Origin of the sequence: Mesorhizobium dulcispinae (assembly GCF_033977345.1) — a bacterium.
Taxonomy (GTDB): domain Bacteria; phylum Pseudomonadota; class Alphaproteobacteria; order Rhizobiales; family Rhizobiaceae; genus Mesorhizobium; species Mesorhizobium dulcispinae.
This window is the reverse complement of the sequence record NZ_JAVIIY010000007.1, coordinates 61,329-79,346: the sequence shown is the minus strand read 5'-3', so window position 1 is coordinate 79,346 and position 18,018 is coordinate 61,329. Positions and strand designations below refer to the sequence as shown.

General features: G+C 62.4%; 13 protein-coding genes, 1 tRNA gene and 1 pseudogene. 5 read left to right on the top strand and 10 right to left on the bottom strand.

Annotated elements, in window-relative coordinates:
• The first annotated feature begins 409 nt into the window (after positions 1–409).
• The 3 genes from RFN30_RS16885 to RFN30_RS16875 all read left to right on the top strand — a co-directional run bounded on the left by RFN30_RS16885 (position 410) and on the right by RFN30_RS16875 (position 4,212).
• The gene (locus RFN30_RS16885) at positions 410–1,195 is read left to right on the top strand and encodes a hypothetical protein (protein WP_320263215.1); all 786 of its coding nucleotides are present in this window, start codon (positions 410–412) and stop codon (positions 1,193–1,195) included.
• A gap of 513 nt (positions 1,196–1,708) precedes the next feature.
• The gene (locus RFN30_RS16880; RefSeq protein WP_320263214.1) at positions 1,709–3,214 is read left to right on the top strand and encodes an arylsulfatase B; all 1,506 of its coding nucleotides are present in this window, start codon (positions 1,709–1,711) and stop codon (positions 3,212–3,214) included.
• Positions 3,215–3,252: 38 nt separating this feature from the next.
• Positions 3,253–4,212 carry a formylglycine-generating enzyme family protein gene (locus RFN30_RS16875; protein ID WP_502572746.1) on the top strand — a complete coding sequence of 320 codons (960 nt, stop codon included), beginning with the start codon at positions 3,253–3,255 and terminating at the stop codon, positions 4,210–4,212.
• Positions 4,213–4,696: 484 nt separating this feature from the next.
• Here the strand turns inward: RFN30_RS16875 and RFN30_RS16870 are convergent, their stop codons facing one another.
• The 10 genes and pseudogenes from RFN30_RS16870 to fdnG form a co-directional block, all read right to left on the bottom strand.
• On the bottom strand, positions 4,697–5,119 hold the full coding sequence (locus RFN30_RS16870; protein ID WP_320263211.1) for a CBS domain-containing protein: 423 nt from the start codon (positions 5,117–5,119) through the stop codon (positions 4,697–4,699).
• Positions 5,120–5,496: 377 nt separating this feature from the next.
• Entirely contained in the window at positions 5,497–5,937 is a 441-nt protein-coding gene (locus RFN30_RS16865) for a hypothetical protein (RefSeq protein ID WP_320263210.1), read from the bottom strand.
• 54 nt (positions 5,938–5,991) lie between these two features.
• A tRNA-Sec gene (locus RFN30_RS16860) sits at positions 5,992–6,087 on the bottom strand.
• Positions 6,088–6,213: 126 nt separating this feature from the next.
• Positions 6,214–8,040: pseudogene (gene selB / locus RFN30_RS16855) on the bottom strand (selenocysteine-specific translation elongation factor); the annotation flags it as partial.
• Positions 8,037–8,825: a tetratricopeptide repeat protein gene (locus tag RFN30_RS16850; RefSeq protein ID WP_320263209.1), complete on the bottom strand. Its 789-nt coding sequence runs from the start codon at positions 8,823–8,825 to the stop codon at positions 8,037–8,039. The gene RFN30_RS16850 and the pseudogene selB, both read right to left, overlap by 4 nt.
• Entirely contained in the window at positions 8,812–10,230 is a 1,419-nt protein-coding gene (gene selA, locus RFN30_RS16845) for an L-seryl-tRNA(Sec) selenium transferase (protein WP_320263208.1), read from the bottom strand. Before selA ends, RFN30_RS16850 begins: the two co-directional genes overlap by 14 nt.
• A gap of 7 nt (positions 10,231–10,237) precedes the next feature.
• Positions 10,238–11,155: a formate dehydrogenase accessory protein FdhE gene (gene fdhE / locus RFN30_RS16840; protein WP_320263207.1), complete on the bottom strand. Its 918-nt coding sequence runs from the start codon at positions 11,153–11,155 to the stop codon at positions 10,238–10,240.
• A 104-nt stretch (positions 11,156–11,259) separates the two neighbouring features.
• Positions 11,260–11,964, bottom strand: a complete 705-nt coding sequence (locus RFN30_RS16835) for a formate dehydrogenase subunit gamma (RefSeq protein WP_320263206.1) — start codon at positions 11,962–11,964, stop codon at positions 11,260–11,262.
• Positions 11,951–12,901, bottom strand: coding sequence for a formate dehydrogenase subunit beta (fdxH, locus tag RFN30_RS16830; RefSeq protein WP_320263205.1), 951 nt, complete (start codon positions 12,899–12,901; stop codon positions 11,951–11,953). Before fdxH ends, RFN30_RS16835 begins: the two co-directional genes overlap by 14 nt.
• A gap of 12 nt (positions 12,902–12,913) precedes the next feature.
• Positions 12,914–16,000, bottom strand: coding sequence for a formate dehydrogenase-N subunit alpha (gene fdnG / locus RFN30_RS16825; RefSeq protein WP_320263204.1), 3,087 nt, complete (start codon positions 15,998–16,000; stop codon positions 12,914–12,916).
• 220 nt (positions 16,001–16,220) lie between these two features.
• On the opposite strand from fdnG, the gene selD reads away from it, so the two are divergent.
• Both selD and RFN30_RS16815 read left to right on the top strand, forming a co-directional pair.
• Positions 16,221–17,270, top strand: a complete 1,050-nt coding sequence (selD, locus tag RFN30_RS16820; protein ID WP_320263444.1) for a selenide, water dikinase SelD — start codon at positions 16,221–16,223, stop codon at positions 17,268–17,270.
• Positions 17,271–17,381: 111 nt separating this feature from the next.
• Positions 17,382–17,576 carry a hypothetical protein gene (locus RFN30_RS16815; protein ID WP_320263203.1) on the top strand — a complete coding sequence of 65 codons (195 nt, stop codon included), beginning with the start codon at positions 17,382–17,384 and terminating at the stop codon, positions 17,574–17,576.
• Positions 17,577–18,018 lie beyond the last annotated feature (442 nt).

The window sequence follows — 18,018 nt, the reverse complement described above, 5'->3', positions numbered from 1 at the left end:
GATGCGCGACGGAAGCCAGCCGGCCGAAAGCCTATCGACCTTCACGGGCAGACCAGAGGCGGCGCTGGTAAGGTCGTCAGGGCCAAGTTGCACATCCCTATACGAAGGCGATGAGGGCCACGAGGTCAAGCAAGGCGTCCCTTTGCGCAAAATGGATTGCCGCACTGCTATATTAGCTATACCTTAAACCCAAATCGCGCCATATGATTAGCGTGCAAAAAACGCCGAAGAACGGCTAGCCGGGGACAATGGTCAGGACCTTTTTTGGGCGCACCGCGGGCATAGAGCGCTGCTGCAGTGGGTATGACGCAGCAGACCTTCTAAGATGAGCATCCGATACGACATGGGGCAGGTCGCAGCGGAGTCTTCGCCACGTCTAACTGGTTACGAGGGGCAAATTGGAATGTTCATGAATAGACTTCGCTTGGTCGCCCTCGGCGCAGGGGCAGTATCGGTGTTTTGTGCGGCCAACGCGCTCGCGGCAGATGTTGCCAAGCAGCAAGATCAAGGTTGGACCTTCACTGTCGCACCGTACCTTTGGATATCGGGAATCAAGGGCGAAAGCGGCCTCTTCGGATTCCCGCCTCAGGATGTCGACGTGAGTTTCGGCGACGTGCTGAATCACCTCAAATTCGGCTTTATGGGGCTGACGGAAGCTCGCAACGGGCCTTTCACAATCAGCACGGACATAGTCTACGCCAAGCTCGACGCCAACATCGGCACCCCGAAGGGAATCCTCGCCTCCAACATTGATGCGACTGTGAGCACTTTCATGGGGACAGCGCTCGGCGGTTACAGCGTTTATTATCAGGATGGGACGAATTTCGACCTTGTGGCCGGCGCCCGCCTCTGGTCGGTCGACAACAGTTTCGACTTCCATGGCGGTGCGCTTGATGGCAGCTCGGCGAGTGACGGCGATACGTGGGTCGACCCGGTGATCGGCGCCAAATTCAAGGCCGACGTTGGTAACGGAATCTATCTGGCCGGCTGGGGCCTCGTCGGTGGTTTCGGCGCGGGATCCAAATCCATGTGGGATGTGATGGGCGGCGCCGGCTATCAGTTCAACGACAAGATGTCGATGTTCGTCGGGTATCGGGCCGTGCACGATAATTATAGCCACGACGGCTTCGTGAACAAACTCACTCAGCAAGGCCCGATACTCGGCTTAACCTATCAATTCTCGGCCGCCCAATAGAGGTTGTCACGAAGCAGTCGGTTCGCGGCAGCGCCTGCGGCTGGACATACCCCCAGGCTGCATAAGCAGGTTCGTCTGGGCTGAGCGGAGCGTCTCTGTGCGAAGGCGATGCAGGCCCATGAGGCCAAAAAATACATCCTTTGCGCAAAGTGGATAGCAGTACAGTTGTATTAGCTATAGCTTAAGCTGAATTGCGCGAGACCAAATAGCGCGGGAACATCGCCGACGCACGGCGAGTGGGGAGCATGAACAGGCAGGACCACTTCAGAGACGTGCGCAGAGGACATCGAATGCCCCTGAAGCAATTACTGTTGTGGAGCCGTCGGCTGCCTGGCGAGGGCATGACGGCGCTGACCTCCATTCGGGGAGCGAGAGATCTCTCGTCAGCTGGCGGTCAAGTCGAGGCCAAACGAACGCGTAGCTGCTTCAGGCTGCGGGAGAGATGATCTGCGTAAGATCAGACGCGCATGGGTTTGAGTGGAACGGCATGAACCAGCAGAGCAGGGGCGTAACATGAGCAACGATCGTGACTTCCCGGCTGAAGCCGGCATAACCAACAGAATTACGCGTCGGGATGCATTGATGGCAGGTACCGCGGCAGCCGTTACGCGGTTTGCCGCTCCTGCTGGCCTTTCGGGGGCGCTTGCCGGCCTCGCAGGCGTTCAGCCGGCGGCGGCTCAGCCCTCGCAGCCCAACGTCGTCTTCATCGTTGCGGACGATCAGGGGTGGAAAGACGTCGGCTACCACGGCTCGGACATCAAGACGCCCAACATCGACAAGCTTGCCGCAGAGGGGGCGAAGCTCGAAGAATATTACGTGCAGCCGATGTGTACACCAACGCGTTGCGCTCTCATGACCGGCCGCTATCCGTTACGCTATGGTATGCAGGTTGGCGTTGTCCCCGCCGCGGGAACCTATGGCCTTCCGCTTGACGAGACCCTTCTTCCGCAAATCCTGAGAGATGCGGGTTATCAAACGGCGATGAGCGGCAAATGGCATCTTGGCCATGCCAAGACCGACTACTGGCCGAAACAACGTGGGTTTGATTCGTTCTACGGGGCAACGGTCGGCGAGATCGACCATTTCAAACATGCTTCGCACGGTATCGCGGACTGGTACAGGAACAACAAGCCGATCAAGGAGCCGGGCTTCGACAACACCCTGTTCGGTCAGGAGGCCGTCCGGGTCATCAAGACTCACGATCAGAAGAAGCCCCTCTTTCTTTATCTCGCCTTCACCGCGCCCCACACGCCGTTCCAGGCGCCGAAGGAATATCTTGATCGGTATAAGAACATCGCCGACGAGAACCGGAGAGCTTATGCCGCCATGATCTCGGTGATCGACGATGAGATAGGAAATGTCGTGGCTGCCCTCGAGAAGAAGGGGATTCGCGACAACACCCTGATCGTTTTCATGAGCGACAATGGCGGTGTCACCAACTCGATGTTCACAGGTGACTCGAAGGTGAACGGCAAGCTGCCTGCGGATAATGGTCCCTATCGCGACGGCAAAGGCACCCTCTATGAGGGAGGTACTCGCTCGGTTGCCTTCATGAACTGGCCCGGCAAGATCAAGCCTGGTGTCTTCAACGGCCTTATGCACGTCGTTGACATGTTGCCAACACTGGCTGGGCTGGCTGGTGCCAAGCCTGGCAAGGACAAACCGCTGGACGGCATGGATATGTGGCCGGCCATCAGCGAGGGCAAACCTTCGCCGCGCACGGAGATCGTCTACAATGTCGATCCGATGACCGGCGCGGTACGCGAGAGCGAATGGAAACTGGTATGGTCGGCAACGTTGCCGCAAAAGATAGAGCTGTTCAATTTGGCACAGGACAAATCGGAAGCCACCAATCTGGCCGAAAAGTATCCTGATAAGGTCAAGGCGTTGCAGGCAAGGATTACCGAGCTCGCAACCCAGATGAAACCTCCGCTGTTGCTGCTTGAAGCGGTACGGTTGACGTACTTCACACCGCTGGTGACACCAAGCCCGGAAGAGATGTTCGCTGCGGGGGATTGAAAGGCGGATGCGGTCTGCCGTTCAGACGAGACCACCCGATGACTGAGGCACGATCTGCCCCAAAGCCTGCGGTCTCGTCACACGGCGATATGCTTTGGATCCCCGGCGGCGAATTCCTGATGGGCTCGAACAGCCACTATCCGGAAGAGGCGCCGGCGCATCGCGTCGTCGTCGGCGGCTTCTGGATGGATCGCGCCACGGTCACGAATGCCGAGTTCAGGCGCTTCGTCGAGGCCAGCCGCTACGTCACGCTTGCCGAGCGGCCGGCAAATGCCGCGGACTATCCCGGAGCCAGCGCAGATTCATTGGCGCCGGCTTCAGCCCTGTTCGTCAGGCCCCCGCGCGGCATCGATCGCAACAATCATTACAACTGGTGGGCATACGTTCGGGGAGCAAACTGGCGGCATCCGCGCGGGCCTGCCAACGGCCTCAAAGGGCTCGAAAACCATCCTGTCGTGCACATCGCCTACGAGGATGCGGAAGCTTATGCCGATTGGGCGGGGAAGTCGCTGCCGACTGAGGCCGAGTGGGAGTTCGCCGCGCGCGGCGGGCTGGACGGCGCAGAATTCGCCTGGGGCGACGATATGACCCCCGGCGGCCAGCATATGGCCAACACCTATCAGGGCGAGTTCCCGTTCCGCAACGAATGCGAGGACGGCTACGAATGGACCGCCCCGGTCGGCTCGTTCCCGGCAAACGGCTACGGGCTCTACGACATGGCCGGCAATGTCTGGCAGTGGACCACGGACTGGTACCAGGAGCATCGCCGGATCGAGAGCCCGTGCTGCACGATGGACAATCCGCGCGGCGGCGAGCGCGAGGCGAGCTACGATCCGCTGACGCCCGACATCAGGATTCCGCGCAAGGTCACCAAAGGCGGGTCCTTCCTGTGCGCCCCTAGCTACTGCCGGCGTTACCGCCCAGCCGCTCGCATGGCGCAGCCGGTCGACACATCCACCTGCCACCTTGGCTTTCGTTGCATCGCGCGTGCAACGTAATCTCGGCTATATCGCTTCGCTGGAGCTTTTTTGGGCTGGGGTCGGCTGCGGCTTGCGTCCGAGTCCCGATGCCTTTGCGAGCGTCGATCTTTGAGCCGCGTAATTCGTTGAAGGCAAGCGATGATAGGCAACACGATTTAGGCGGACTGTTCGCGGCCTCAACCGGGCCAGGCGACGTTCGCAGTTGCATCGTTGGCATTTCGTGAAATTACCCAGCTTTCGCCACGCCGCTCGGGCTGCCGGCGCTCCTTCTCGGTCAGGGCGGTGTAGCGGTGCAGCATGATGGGTCAGTGTCGGCACCGAGTTCTGCGACGATGAACGACACGCTGGTCCATCAAGTCGGCAATAATGTCGCGCGAGAGGCGGTCGAGCTTGGCCACGAGGAGGGACATTACTGCCGGCGCGCAGTGGCCGGTTGAGGTCTTCGATCGAGAGCATGGGCGAAGCCCGACGGATATCGGCTATCCGCCGGGCGAGCCGCCCTTCAGTGGTGGTGGGCGGAAACGCTCTTGACGTACTCGGACACAAGTTCCCTCGGCGCCGACTGACCGACGTCGCCGACGCTGAGGATGCCGACCATCCGCATACTCTTGTTGATCACCGGCAACCTGCGGATTTTCAGTTCCTCCATGTGCCGCACGGCCTTGGCCAGATCGTCGTCTTCGCGGCAGCAGTGAATGCCGGTCGTCATGACATCGCGCGCCGTCGCGGAGCGGCTGTCGAAACCATCCTCCGCCAGTCCTTTGCAGACAATGTCGCGGTCGGTCACCATTCCGATCAGCCGGTCGTTCTCTCCGATTGGAATCGAACCGATGTCCCCGGCTCGCATCAATTTCGCCAGTTCGGTGACGGCGGTTTCGGGGCTGACCCAGTCGACACCCTTGTGCATAGCGTCTTTGACTTTCATGGCGGACCTCCCTTTCTGAGGTTGGTGCATGTCCCTCTGTCACATGTTACCGCGGACTGGATTTTCTGGAAACATGATGAGGAGGCGCGTTGACACAGAACTGGCGGAGCATCGACTCGATGGCCCGGAAATCTTAGGGCCTCAAGAGCGCACCGCGTCAGGCGGGGCTTCCTGCTCATTCCCGGCAGCACGCCAGCCCAGTAGCTCGTCGCGCGGCGAGCAATAAGAAGGGAACGTTGTTCGCCATCGGACGCACGAGGACAACGCTGCGAATGGCTAGCGAAAAATGCCAGCATGTTCTCAGCTTTCGCCAGCATAGGCATGCTGGTGGTCTGGTCCAAAATCCTGATCCGCAGGTTTCCATGGACTTGCATTCTTCAGAAATCGACAACAGGCGTGTCCGGTATCTGCTGCTCAAACAGGGCCCAGAAGCTGGAGCTCCGGGTTTCAGAATACCAATGCTCGAACTCCGCGAGCGCGGCGTGAATGTTGGCGGATTGGTCTCCGCTTGAATCCCGGTACATTGCTTGCGCGATCGGGCCAAAATGCGAGATCACCTCCAAGCGCGCATCGCTGTCTGCATTCCAGCCGAGGCGAGTGCGCAAAGCGGCGAAGGCGCTCGCCACGGCGATATCCTCACTTTCCGCCGGGGCCATGGCATCGGCGATCACCTGCATGAGGTTGAGCCGCCTGAAGGCGAATGCGCGGTCCTGCTCCAGCGCTGCAATCCGCCTTGCCGCCTCGTGCCGGAAACTCGTCTCCGCAGCCTTGGCGGCCTCGGCCGCAGTCCTCAGTTCAAGCATAAAGGCTGCTGGCATCGCGTCGCCTCCTCGGAAAGATCCAACACATGTTCAGGGCCAACTCTAAGAGGATGGCGGAAGAGAGTGGGAGTCGAACCCACCAAGGACCGGCTCGCGGCCCCTCCCGGATTTGAAGTCCGGACGCCCCACCGGGGACGATGCTCCTCCAGAGGCCTCTTTCGGCGGGCCGTTGTCGTCCTCACGGCGAAACAGGTCCAGCCGATGTTTGTTGATGCGCCGCAGGTCGCCGCGCCGCAAGGTGACGCCGTGCCGGTCGAGAAATTCAAGGATGTGAACGGCGACCTTGCGCCCGCTGCCCGCACTGTCGCGAAACTGTGCGGCGCTGAACTGCCCGTCATGCTCTGCCGCCAGATTGCAGACGATCTCGACGATCTCAGCCAGCGCCGAGCGAAGGAAGAAGTGATCATGCGCAACTTCATGCACCATACCGATGCGCCCGGTAAGCTTCAGAAGTTTGCGGATTTCCGCTTCCGGCCTGCCAAGCTCGCCCGCTATGTCGCGCACTCTTGGGGGGTGGAATCTCACAGGGCCGGCTATCAGCGGCTCGATCTCACGCCATAGTGCCTCCTCCCTGGCCGCGAGACGGACCTCATGGCCGGGAAGCCGTATCCAGGCGCCGTCGAGCTCAATCTGGCCGGCGCGGGCCAGACTTCGCATGGCAGCAGCGAAGGCCGGCGCAGGAAGACAGGGATCGAGCTGAAGGCGCAGCTTTTCCATGCCGATGCCCGGTAAATCCGGGTTGTCGGCGTGAAAGGTCTCCAGGATTATGCTCAGATCATGCTTGAACCGAGCCCAACGCATTGACGAGACCGCGAACTGCGTCTCACCGACGGAAATGGTGGCAAGGCCGAGGCGATCGATCAGGCTTGCGACCTCATCGGCACCGAGCGCGCGGTCGCGGGCGAAGGCTCCCAGGTCCAGGTAGCGGGGCGGTGTGTCGAGCAGCGTGGCGACGGCCTTTTCCGGAACAGGGTTGGCTTGCGCTTCGAGTTTGGCCAGCCGTTCCGGTGAGCGGCGTTTCCGGCTCGGTGCCCTAAGGTCGATGAAGCGCCCGCCGCCGATGGTTCGCTGCGCAGAGGTGTCGCGCATCACGTAGGCGTCGCCGGCCACAGCAGCGATCGGGCTCTCCAAAACGATCTGGACCTTGGCCGTGCCGCCTGGTGCTATGGGCTCATCGGCGAGAAGAACGATCCTGGCCCCGACCTCGGTCGCTGCGTGATGGAGCCGCACCGGGAACCATTGCCCGATCGGCTTTCGCTCGCTACGCAGCACACGCAGCTCGGCGTCGATCCTATCCGTCGGCGCGTGAAGCGCGGGATCGAGGATCATATCTCCGCGCCGGATCGCCTCCTTGCTGACGCCGTCACCGGCCAGATTTAGCGCACAACGGCTTCCGGCGCGGCCGCGCTCGGCTACCCTGTTCTGGGCGTGGATCGAGCGAATGCGCGCGGCAAGTCCCGACGGGCTCACCACGACGCTGTCGCCAACTCCGACGGAGCCTGAAAGGACGGTGCCGGTCACGATCGTACCGATGCCGTGCAGGGTAAAGCAGCGGTCGACCGCCAATCGAAAGCGGCCCGAGGCTGAGCGCCCGACAAAGCGCAATGCCTCTTCGAACAGCAGGCACTTGAGGTCACCGATGCCTTCGCCCGTGACTGCGGACACAGGGATGACCCCAGCCTCTTCCAGGACAGTGCCCACGAGGGCCGAGCGGATGTCGGCGGCGACAGCTGCGCGTCGTGCCGGGTCGGCCAGATCGCACTTCGAAAGCAAGACCAGCCCACGCCTGACGCCAAGGAGATCGATGATCGCCAGATGTTCGCGCGTCTGCGGCATGACGCCGTCGTCGGCCGCCACGACCAGCAGCACGAAATCGATGCCGCTTGCGCCAGCGACCATCGTGTGCACGAAGCGCTCATGGCCAGGAACGTCGATGAAGCCGACGATGTCCTCGCTCGGCGTCGGAAGGTAGGCGAAGCCGAGATCGATCGTCATGCCTCGCGCCTTCTCCTCCTGCAGCCGGTCGGTGTCGACGCCGGTCAGCGTCTGCACCAGCGCCGTCTTGCCATGGTCGACATGTCCCGCTGTGCCGACGATCATGGGTCAGGCTCCTCGAGCGGCGATCTGGCGCGGCGTTCAGCCTCGGCGATTTCGTTCGCGGCGAGCGCAGCGCGCGCCGCGTCCATGTACCGGCCTGCGAGAACACTACCACCTGCATGTGCGCGCAGGAGCCACGCATAGGCTTCGACTGCGTCGGCGGGAATGCCAGCCCCGAGATGGCTGGCAGCGCCGAGCAGGGCCTGACCGTCCGCGTCGCCACGCAACGCGGCCTTGCGCCACCAGCGGACCGCTTCGGCAGGATCGCGCGACACCCCGAGTGCATTGTGATAGAGCATGCCGATACGGGTCATCGCCGATGCGATCCCTTGCTTGGCGGCGGCCAGCGCCCAGCGTCGCGCTTCGGCAACGTCAGGCTCAATCACCTCGCCCTCAAGCAACATCCAGCTCAACATGTCCTGCGCCGGTCCGTCGCCCTGTTCGGCCGCGGCCCGATAGAGTTCGGCCGCGCGGCGGTAGTTCTGTTCGACGCCTTCGCCGCGGAAACAGAGCGAAGCGAGGTTCCGCTGCCCGACCGGATCGCCGGCTTCGGCGGCGATCGCCAGCCAGCGGAAGGCGAGATTGACGTCACGCTCAACGCCGAGCCCCTCGGCAAAGCAGGCGCCGATATTGTTTTGGGCGCGAGCCGATCCAGACCGCGCCAGCGGCTCCCAGATGCCAAGCGCTGTGGCGTAGTCGTTGCGTTTGGCAGCGTCGATGGCGACGGCTAACTGGTCAGTCACGGATCTCCGGGCCGGTTTGTGCGCAAGACGATCAAGCCACCGCATCACCGCCTCCTGGAAACAAGCTCGCAAGATTGGCCGCCAACCCGGCCTCGTCTTCGAGGCAGCGCAGATCGAGCATGAGCGCCTGCTTTTCGATGCGCCCAATCACCGGAATGGGCAGCGCCCGCAATGCTGCCGCGAGCGCTTCCAGGGCCTGACCGCTTCCCGATTGGTGACTGATGGCAAGGCCGGCGCTCGGCACGGTGTCGAGCGGCATTGCGCCCGATCCGACCTGGCTGCGGCAGTCGGCGACGTCCACTGCAAATTCATCGCCGAGAACGTTGGAAAGGACGGGCGCGAGGCGCCGGGCCTGCGCGGCAATATCGGCAGCGGAGCGCGCGAGCAGCCTCAGCGTCGGCAAACGTTCCACCAGGCGATCCGGATTGCGGTAGAGCTTCAGTGTCGCCTCCAGCGCGGCCAGCCGGAGCTTGTCGAGGCGAAGCGCCCTCTTCATCGGATTTCGGTTGATCTCGGCAAGAAGATCCTTGCGGCCGACGATGAAACCCGCCTGCGGCCCTCCGAGGAGCTTGTCGCCGGAGAAGGTGATGAGATCGGCGCCGGCAGCAATCGCCTCGCCCACGGTAGGCTCGTGCATGAGTCCATATTGTGTGAGATCGACGAGCGTGCCGGAACCGAGATCGTGGATGAGAGGCACACCGCGCTCCTTGGCGATCGCCGAAAGCTCGCGCGCCGAGACCTCCGCCGTGAACCCATCGATCCGGTAGTTGGACGTGTGCACCTTGAAAAGAAGCCCGGTCGCCGGACCGATGGCCGACAGATAATCCCTGGGGTGCGTGCGGTTGGTGGTGCCGACTTCAACGAGTTTCGCGCCGGCGCGAGTCATTATGTCCGGCATGCGGAAAGAGCCGCCGATCTCGATCAATTCGCCACGCGACACGACAGCCTCGCGGCCAAGCGAGAGCGTGTTGAGGGCGAGAAGGACCGCGGCCGCGTTGTTGTTGACGACGGTCGCGTCCTCGGCCCCGGTGAACTCGCAAATGAGGGTGCGCAGGTGATCGTCACGTTCGCCGCGTCTGCCTGTCCCGATGTCGAATTCGAGCGCCACCGCTTCGCCCATGGCAGCGCGCATCGCCTCTAACGCCTCGCCCGCGATGAGCGCACGGCCGAGATTGGTGTGCAGTACAGTGCCGGTCAGGTTGAAAACCGGGCGCAGCGATGGGCGCTCCGCGGCCTTGAGGCGGGCGAGCGCGTCGGCGGCGAGGTCGCTCGGTTCAGGCACCGCAGCCCCGGTACGGCAGGCGGCCCGTGCTTCCTCGAGCGCATCCCGGATGGCGCGCGTCGCGGCCTGCTGCCCGAAGCGCTCAACCGCCGCGGCTGCGAGCGGACACTTGAGCACGCGATCGACTGACGGGAGATCGCGCAGGCGGCTTGTGGGCAGACTGGTCATCGCGCCCTCAATAGCCGATCAGGAAAGGGTTGAAGGACCCGCGGCGGTAGCCGCCTTCGCGGACGAGGATGTCGAGCCCAAGCGTGGCCACGTCATCGGCAACCGGGTCGAGGCCGGGATCCTTATGCTGGTGAAGGATCTTCACATAGCAGCCGCAGGAATCGCAGGTCTCGGCCTTCACCGTCCCAGGCCCGCCGTCGACCTCCTGGTAGCCGATGCCCTTGGTCGAGCCGCACAGCGTGCATTTGATGCGCACGTAGTTCCACAATGTGCCGCACAGCGAGCAGGCGCAGAACCGCGCCCCGTGAGCGCCCTGCCAGCCGACGATGATCGAGGATGTCGGCGGGCTGCCGCAGGCGGGGCATGCGCCGTCGCCTACCGGCACCAGCGCGCGGCCATCGAGGCGGGCGGCGAGACGAGCGAAGTGAACCTGCAGCGCGGCCGCGACATAGACATGCTCGGCGAGCGCCTCCATTGGAATCGCGTCGGCGAGCACATTGCGCACCATGCCACCACGCTTCGCCGGAGTAGCCTGCTTCAAACGGTCCAGCGCATCGGCCGCGGCGACCGTCTTGTCGATCTCCGACGCCGCTACGACCAGGCGGTCGAGCGTCTCGGCGGCCGTGTCGGGCGCAAGGTTGCCGCGGTCGAGCGGCGGCATTCCAAAGCTGCGGGCACGCTCGCGCGCTGCGGCATCAGGCATCTCCGGCTCCGCCAAGCCTTCCTGGATGCGGTGCTGCGCATCGGCGAGAGCGGCAAGAAAGCGAAGGTAAGGACCCAGGTCATGGCCTGCCGCCAGCGTGTTCCAGCGCTCAGCGCGGCGAGAGAACAGAAGCACAGGCTCAGGAAGGCGGGCAAAAGGAGGAGCGGAGACTTCGCCAATGGCGGTGGGGTCGGAACCGGCCGGAATGATCTGTCTTGGCATTCGAACCTCACGAACCGCACGGGCCACGTGGTGCCTGACCGGCGCACACAATCATGCGCAAACACAAAAGCTAGGGCGGAAAAGTCATCCCGCCAGCGCTCGCTCTATTCGGCGGGCTTCGACCCCGACGATCCTGTTTCCTTGCTCGATCTGGAGACGAGCTCCCGGAGCCATTTGCGGTGATGCCGCCAGGCCCAGCCGCCAGTCACCCGTCCGCGGGTCATGGCGGGAATGGTGCCGCGCACCCAAATGGCCGAGTAGAAATGGACGATCCAGACGCCGATGATCACCACCGCGGCGATGGAGTGGACAAGTATGGCCAGGCGCTTCTGATCGATTGTCGTATACTGGGAGAAATATTGATCCCATGCCGCCAATCCGCTGGAGATGAGGATCACAATCAGCACCGACATCGACCAGAAGACGAGCTTCTGGCCGGCATTGTACTTGCCGACCTCAGGGACATTGTCCTCGTGATTGGCCAATACGTCACGGAAGCGCGCGAGCCACGTTCCGTCCTCGCGTTGCCACAGGTTGGCCTTCCAGAACCGAAGGAAAAGCCCAAGGAAGCTAAAGAAGAGCACGACGCCGATCCACGGATGGATGAAGCGCGTGAACTGACCCCCGCCGAAAAGGCGGGACAGGAAGAACAGGCTCGGATGAAACATCGCGAGGCCGGACAGGGCGAGCAGGATCAGGCTGGCCGCCGTGATCCAGTGGTTGATCCGCGCCCCGACCGTGTAGCGGTCCACGACAACCGGCTTGCCGGGATGTATCTGTTCGTTTGGCTTCAGGTCATCGGCGGGCATGGCTGTCGCCTTCCGTCAACGCTTCGGCGTGCTCCTCATCCGCCTCGGTTACCCTGTTCGGTCCCATGATCAGGTGGTGGAGCAAGCCGACGCCGGCTGCCACGCCCAAGACCGTGAGGCCTGCATATTTGGTCACACCTTTCCACGCCTCCACCAGCGGACTGATCCTTGGATCCTTCGGCAGGCCCGAGTAAATTTCCGGCTGGTCGGCATGATGGAGCACATACATCACATGCGTTCCGCCGACGCCCGGCGGATCGTAAAGGCCGGCATTGGCGAAGCCGCGCGACTTCAAGTCCTCGACGCGCTTGGCGGCCCAGCCCTTCATTTCGTCCTTGGTGCCGAACACGATCGCCTGAGTTGGGCATGCCTTGGCACAGGCCGGGCCCTGGCCGACCGCGACGCGGTCCGAGCAGAGCGTGCATTTATAGGCCGTGTGGTCGACCTTGGAGATGCGCGGGATGTTGAACGGGCAGCCCTTGATGCAGTAGCCGCAGCCGATGCAGTTCTCGTGGACGAAATCGACGATGCCGTTCGAATATTGCACGATCGCGCCCGGCGCCGGACAGGCCTTGAGGCAGCCGGGGTCGGCGCAGTGCATGCAGCCGTCCTTCCTGATCAGCCATTCGAGCTCGTTGGTCTCGGGATTGTCCCATTCGCTGTAGCGCATCAGCGTGAACATGTCGGGCGTCAGGTCGGGAGGGTTCTCGAAGGCGCCGGCGAAGACGCCGACCTCCGGGTGCGTGTCGTTCCACTCGATGCAGGCCGTCTGGCAGGCCTTGCAGCCGATGCATTTCGAGACGTCGATCAGCTTGGCGACTTCCGTCTGCTGCTGCTCGGGGGCAGGTACATTCGATGCCGAGCGGCGGATGAGGTCCTTCTCGGAAAGGCGCGGCGCCGTCTGCGTCGTCGAAGGATTGGGAAGGGGAGGAAACATCGCTTGCTCCTCCTATGCCACCGGCCCCGGTGCGGGCTCGATATTGACAAGGAACGCCTTGTACTCGGGCGTCTCGATATTGGCGTCGCCAACAAAGGGAGTGAGCATGTTCGGGCCGAAGCCTTTCTTCGCCGCTCCCGTGAAGCCCCAGTGCAGCGGAATGCCGACGATGTGAACGGTCTTGCCGTCGCAGGTGAGAGGCTTGATCCGCTTGGTCACCATGGCCTTCGCCACAACCGAGCCGCGCTTCGACCAGACGCGGACCCAGCCGCCCTTGGTGATGCCCTTCTCGGCCGCCAGTTGTTCCGAAATCTCCACGAAGAACTCTGGCTGCATCACCGCATTGACGATGACGTGCTTGGTCCAGAAGTGGAAATGCTCGGTCAGGCGGTAGGAGGTCGCCGCATAGGGGAACTCCTTGGAAGCGGCTTCGGCAAACTGGGCCATGTCGCCCTCGAAGACGCGGGCGGCCGGATTGCCGCGGACCTTGGGCGCGACCGGATTGACGATCGGCGACTCGAACGGCTCGTAGTGAGCCGGGAACGGTCCGTCTCGCATCATGCCCCGGGTAAACAGGCGCGAGACGCCTTCCGGGTTCATGATGAACGGGCCGACCTGATCGGGCTTCGCAGTAGGCACAATGTCGGGCACGTCGTAACCCGACCACTTCGTGCCGTCCCATGCGATCACCTTGCGGCTCGGATCCCAAGGTTTTCCGGTGAGGTCAGCCGACGCCCTGTTGTAAAGGATGCGGCGGTTGGCGGGCCATGAGAACGCCCATTTCGAATAGAAGCCGGCGTCGTCCGGATCGGTCGTATCCCGCCGGGCCATGTTGTTGCCGTTCTCGTTGAAGCAGCCGGAATAGATCCAGCAGCCGCAGGCGGTCGAGCCGTCGTCGCGCAGCGCGGCAAAGGCCGGCAGCAGCTTGCCGGCCTCGGCCAGCACCTTCGTCGGGTCGGCCGTGTCGGTCACCCTGGCGAGCGCCCTGCCGTTGATCTCCTGGGCAAGTTCCTCGGCCTTCGGATCGCCGGGATCGGCATAAGGCCAGTTGAGCTTGACGATCGGATCGGGGAAGGCGCCGCCTTCCTTGGTGTAGAGCTCTTTCAGGCGCAGATAGAGCTGCGCCATAATCCACGTATCGCGCTTGGCTTCGCCGGGGGGCGTGCCGCCGGCCCAATGCCACTGCAGCCAGCGCCCGGAATTGACCAGCGAGCCGTCGTCTTCGGCGAAGCAGGTTGAAGGCAGCTGGTAGACCTCCGTCTGGATCTGCGACGGATCGACATCGTTGTAGGGCCCATGGTTCTCCCAGAACCGCCCCGTCTCCGTGTCCAATGGATCCATGATGACGAGGAATTTGAGCTTCGAGAGTGACTCGATCACCTTCTTCTTGTTCGGGGCCGCCTGCAGCGGGTTGAAGCCCTGGCAGAAATAGCCGTTGATCTTGCCCTGGTGCATCAGCTCGAAAGCGCGCAGCAGGTCGTAGCCCGGCACGTCGAGCTTCGGCAGATAGTCATAGGCGAAGTCGTTCTCCGGCGTCGCCGCGCTTCCCCACATCGACTTCTGGAAGCTGACAAAGAACTTCCTGTAATTCTGCCAGTAGCTCATCTGGTTCGGCCGCAACGGCTTGAAGCCGCGCGTCGACATGTAAGCCGCCAAATCCGGCTCCTTCTGCGTCGGCAGCGTGAGGTAGCCGGGCAGCAGGTTCGACATCAGCCCGAGGTCGGTCAGCCCCTGGATGTTGGAGTGGCCGCGAAGCGCGTTCATGCCACCGCCGCGGATGCCGATATTGCCGAGAACAAGTTGCAGCATCGCCATGGCGCGGATGTTCTGCGAGCCCTTCGAGTGCTGGGTCCAGCCGAGCGCGTACATCGACGTCATCGCCTTGGTCGGCGAAGCGGTTTCCGCGACCATCGCGGCCACCTTCAGGAACTTCTCCTTCGGTGTGCCACAGATGCGCTCGACCATCTCCGGCGTATAGACCGCGACGTGGTTCTTGAGCAGATTCCAGACGCAGCGGGGATTGGCCAGCGTCTCGTCGACAACCGCAAAGCCATCCGGACCTATGTCATAATCCCAACTGGATTTGTCATAGTCCCGCTTCGCCTCGTCATAGCCGGAGAAGAGGCCGTCCTTGTACGCGAAGCCCTGCTTGACGACATAGGTCGCGTTGGTGAAGGCCTTCACATAGTCCCATTGCACCTTGTCTTTCTGGATGCAGTAGTTGATCAGGCCGAGCAGGAAGGCGATGTCCGTTCCCTGGCGGATCGGCGCGTAAAGATCTGACACCGAAGCCGAGCGCGTGAAGCGCGGGTCGATGACGATAAGCTTGGCGCCGCGGTTGGCCTTCGCTTCCGTGACCCATTTGAAGCCGCAAGGATGCGCTTCCGCGGCATTGCCGCCCATGATTACAACAAGATCCGTATTCCTGATGTCCGTCCAGGAATTGGTCATTGCGCCGCGGCCGAATGTTGGGGCGAGACTCGCCACCGTTGGGCCGTGTCAGACACGCGCCTGGTTGTCGAACACCAGCATTCCCGCGCTGCGCACCACCTTGTAGGTCGCGAACGCGGTTTCATTGGTCGAAGCCGAGGCGGCGAGGAAGCCGGTGGTGATCCACCGGTTGACCGTCACCCCGTCATTGTTCCTCGCGACGAAGTTCTTGTCGCGATCGTCCTTCATCAAGCGGGCGATGCGGCCGAGCGCGTCTTCCCAGCTTATCGGCTCGAACTTGTCGGACCCGGGCTTGCGGACCATCGGATGCTGCAGGCGGGTCGGAGATTTCACGAAGCCGAGCAAAGCCGACCCCTTGGGGCACAGGGTGCCGCGATTGGTCGGGTGGTCGGTATCACCCTCGATATGGTTGATGTCGGCCTGCTCACCCTTTCTAAGATCGCCCTTCGAATACAGGATTATGCCGCAGGCCACCGAGCAGTACGGGCAGGTGTTGCGCGTCTCGGTCGTATTGGCGAGCTTGAAGGACCGTATCGCCGCCGCATGCGCGGCCTCGATATCGGTGAAGCCGAGAGCTCCTAACGTCGTGCCGGCGAGACCCGCGCCTGCCGTCTGCAGAAACGCGCGCCGTGATAGCTCAACATTCATCTGGATTTCCTCCCGAATTCCATGCCCATAGGGGCATCCAGAACCAAGAGATACGGACGCCATTTTGAGCCGAATTGGCGCAATGTCAAACTGATGTGGATTTAGGGCGCGGATCGGAGTCGGCAAATGTTGCGCGTGGGAAAATGCGATTGACGCTTTTCGCAATGCGACACTACAGTAGGGCGTGGTGTTGGAAACGGCTCCCGCGTCGCGGGGCGATATCACCGAAGCACCTCCGCGCCTGACCAGCCTTGCTCATGGCGGCGGCTGCGGCTGCAAGCTGGCCCCTTCTATCCTGCAGGAACTGCTCGCCGAGAGGACGGAACCCAGCCTCTTTCGGCAACTCCTTGTCGGCACCGAAACCGGAGATGATGCTGCGGTCTGGCAGATCGACGACACAACCTGCGTGATTGCAACCACCGATTTCTTCATGCCGATGGTGGACGATCCATACGACTTCGGCCGGATCGCCGCTGCCAACGCGCTCTCCGACGTCTACGCAATGGGCGGACAGCCGATCATGGCCCTGGCCATCCTGGGAATGCCACTCGACAAGCTGCCGACGCACATCATGCGGGAAATACTGAAGGGCGGCCGCGACATTTGCGCCACAGCCGGAATACCGGTCGCTGGAGGCCATTCGATCGACGCGCCGGAACCGATCTACGGGCTGGCCGTGATCGGCACCTGCCGGCCGGCGGATGTCCGGCGCAATTCGCGAGCAAGGCCGGGAGATGCCTTGATCCTGACCAAAGCCCTCGGCGTCGGAATCTATTCCGCGGCCATCAAAAAGCAGGCACTGTCGCCTGGCGGCTATCAGGAGATGATTGCTTCGACGACCCTTCTCAATCGGATCGGGTCAGAGCTCTCCAAGGATCCAAACGTGCATGCGATGACCGATGTGACCGGCTTTGGACTGCTCGGACACGCCCTTGAGATGGCGCGCGGCTCCGCCTGCGCACTCGTGATCAGCGACCAAGAAGTTCCCGTCTTTGCGCAAGCCTCGTCGCTTGCGGAACAAGGCTTCTTCACCGGCGCATCGCGTCGCAACTGGGCGAGCTACAGCGAAGCGGTGCGCCTGCACGAAGGCATGCCGGAATGGCGACGCGATCTTCTTACCGACCCACAAACTTCGGGTGGACTGCTGATTGCCTGCGAGCCCCGCAGCGCCGCCGCACTGGCCGAGACAATCGTCGTAAGCGGCTATCCGTCGGCAAAAGTGATCGGGTGTGTCGAGCGCGGGCGAGCTGCCGTAGCAATCGAGGAATGAGCCGACTCCATTTTGCATACCGGGTTTGCGATATGTCTTTCTTAATTGAAAGCCCCCCCCGCTGGCCGGTCATGAAAATTGACGGTCCGCCGATGCTCCTGGAGCGAAGTTGTGACGGACAATGTGCAACAAAATGCAGTGCGCCAGCCTGTGGTCGAAGTCGTCGAAGCCTGTGGCGAATGGTTCGTTCGCGTGGTCGAGGACGACGAAGAATTCACCCGAAAATTTGTGCTGGAATCCTTCGCTTTGGCCTACGCCGAAGGGCAGCGACGATGCCTAGGACTTCCCGACTTCGTGAGGATCTAGGGGGGGGGACCCACCCGGCATAACGGCCAGTGTCACTACAAGGACACGCTGGCCCACATTCCGCACTATGTCGCGCTACCCCCAGGGCCTTGTCTGAAGCTTACATCGGTTGAGGTTCCGCGGTCGATCGCGAGCTAACGCCTTCCGACGATCATAAAGGCCCGCTGCTCAGGTGACGGGCCTTTTAATTGGCACCATTCCGGGGAACAAAGAGAGCGGCTGTCCTGTTTCAATGTGAGAGAGTGAAACTGATGCCAAGCCAAACCAAAGATCGGCCCCCGCCGAAGCCCGACCCGAAGAACACGCCTATCCGCTGCCCTCCCGACAAGAACGCGCCAGAGCCTGAACATGTCGACCCGGCACCGCGAGATATACGAGAGGCACCGGCGCCAAATCCAAACGGGCACGGGAATTCCTAGCCGCCGGCGGGCTAACGGCAGCG